This is a genomic window from Streptomyces sp. 8P21H-1, from assembly GCF_013302945.1.
Genome location: NZ_JABTYA010000265.1, coordinates 1 through 1,756 on the forward strand (window position 1 = coordinate 1; position 1,756 = coordinate 1,756).

Annotated in this window: 3 protein-coding genes; all 3 read left to right on the forward strand. The window is 76.5% G+C overall.

The window, feature by feature from the left end; all coding sequences use genetic code 11:
• Nucleotides 1-783 (forward strand): HAD-IC family P-type ATPase (locus HO151_RS05535; RefSeq protein ID WP_173894981.1); only part of this gene is annotated, 783 nt, incomplete at its 5' end.
• Nucleotides 780-1,328 carry a copper chaperone PCu(A)C gene (locus HO151_RS05540; protein WP_368039435.1) on the forward strand — a complete coding sequence of 183 codons (549 nt, stop codon included), beginning with the start codon at nucleotides 780-782 and terminating at the stop codon, nucleotides 1,326-1,328. The genes HO151_RS05535 and HO151_RS05540, both read left to right, overlap by 4 nt.
• An 89-nt stretch (nucleotides 1,329-1,417) precedes the next feature.
• Nucleotides 1,418-1,756: sigma-70 family RNA polymerase sigma factor (locus tag HO151_RS05545; protein WP_254594759.1), on the forward strand; the 339-nt coding region annotated here is incomplete at its 3' end.

The following is a 1,756-nucleotide window of genomic DNA, read 5'->3' on the forward strand; positions in this document are numbered from 1 at the left end:
CGGGAACCGTCCGGCCGGCCGCTGCCGGACGTCAGCGGGTTCACCGCCCTGCCGGGGCGCGGAGTGCGCGGCCGGGTCGAAGGACGCCTCGTCGAGGTGCTCGCCCCGGACGACGGGCTCCCCGCGGAACTGGCGGACGCCCTGGCGGCGGCCGGGACCACCGCCCGCACCCCCGTCGTGGTGCGGGTGGACGGCACGGCCGAAGCGCTGATCGAGATCGGTGACACCGTACGGCCCGGCAGCTACCGGGCCGTCGAACGGCTGCGGCGGCTCGGTGTGCGCCCCGTGCTCGCGACCGGTGACCGCGAGGCGCCCGCGACGGCCGTCGCGGGCGCCCTGCGGATCGACGAGGTGCATGCCCGCCGTACGCCCGAGGGCAAGGCCGAACTCGTACGGGACCTGCGGGAGCAGGGGTTCCGGGTCGCGGTCGTCGGCGACGGCGTCAACGACGCCGCCGCCCTCGCCGGTGCCGATCTGGGCATCGCCATGGGGAGCGGCACCGACGTGGCCATCGGAGCCGCCGACGTCACGCTGGTGCGCGGCGACATCGGGACCCTGGCGGACGCGGTCCTGCTGGCCCGGCGCACGCTGGGCACCATGCGCGTCAACCTCGTGTGGGCCTTCGGCTACAACGCCGTCACCGTGCCGCTCGCCATGGTCGGCCTGCTCAACCCGATGCTCGCCGCGGTGGCCATGTCGGCCAGCTCGGTGCTCGTCGTCGCCAACAGCCTGCGCCTGCGCGCCTGGCAGCCCCCGTCCGTGTCCCGGGGACGCGCCCGGTGACCGGCCGGACCGGCCGGACCGGCCGGATCCACCGGAACCTCCGGCGGCCGACACGCGGCCGGCTCACCGATGCCCTGGCCGCCGCCCTCGCGCCCGTCGCCGCCTGCGTCCTCGCCCTCGGCGGGCTGAGCCTGTGGACCGTCCTCGGCAACGCGGGCAGTCCGGCCCGGATCGCGGTCACCGGCGGGCGGCTGTTCCTGCCCACCGGCGACACCCCGGACACGGCGGCCTTCTTCCGGATCACCAACGGCGGGGGTTCTGGGGACCGGCTGCTGAAGGTGACCTCCGCCGAGATCGACGGTGCCACCAGCCTCAGCCGCCACCGCATGACCGGCGCCCGCTCGGCCTCCGCGCGGACGGTGGACTCGGTCCCGGTCCCGGCCGGCGGCAGCGTCACCATGTCCCCGGGCAGCCTCGACGTGATCGTGCCGGCGGACCCGGACTGGGAGATCGGCGACCTCGTCGCGTTCACCCTGCACTTCGAGCGCAGCGGCCCGGTGCGGAGCGAGGCGGTCGTGGACCGGCCCGGCCAGGGAGGGAACTGACCTACGGGCGACGACCGACGGCCTCATGGCCGACTGCTGACGGCCTCATGGCCGAACGGACCCGGCAGGGCTGCGAGAGGAGGGCCGTCATGGCGGCCGGGCCGGACGCGCCGGCGTCGCGTGACGAGGCCGCCACCGCCTGGGCGCTGGCGGCCCGTGGCGGCGACCCCGACGCCGCCGAACGGTTCGTACGGGCCCTGCACCCCGACGTCGTCCGCTACCTCACCCGGGCCGGCGTCGACCACCAGGCCGTCGACGACCTGGTCCAGGACACGTTCCTGCGGGCCCTGGGCAGCCTGCACCGGTTCGAGGGACGCTCGTCGGCGCGTACCTGGCTGCTGTCCACCGCGCGGCGCGCGGTGGCCGACAGCCTGCGGTACGCAGCCGCACGGCCGGGCCCGGCCGGCGCAGCCGACCGGACGGTGTGC